A 300-nucleotide genomic window follows, 5' to 3' on the forward strand; every position below is an offset into this window, starting at 1 on the left:
AAGAACGTAATGGACATCCAGAACAGTCCTCGCATTCATATACCTTAAATGAACGTGTAAAACCGTATTTGTCGGTTCGTTTAGAGTGATATCGGAACGTTAATGTTTTATTATTTGGACAGGTAAAGGAATCATCCACTTCATTGTATTTCCAATTGGTTAAGTTGAAAGAATCATTCTTCTTTTTCTTCTCATTTCGATATTGGTTATAAGTAATTAGTGGCGTCCGTTTTCGATGGGAGAGGACATCCTCATAATTTTGTTCACTTCCATATCCTGCATCAGCTACAATGTACTTTG

1 protein-coding gene is annotated in these 300 nt (G+C 36.0%); it reads right to left on the reverse strand.

What is annotated here, in order from left to right; all coding sequences use genetic code 11:
- Window positions 1-300: transposase (locus tag KI338_RS17590; protein WP_212922313.1), on the reverse strand; the 300-nt coding region annotated here is incomplete at both ends.

Source organism: Ornithinibacillus bavariensis (assembly GCF_018333235.1).
Classification (GTDB): domain Bacteria; phylum Bacillota; class Bacilli; order Bacillales; family Amphibacillaceae; genus Ornithinibacillus; species Ornithinibacillus bavariensis.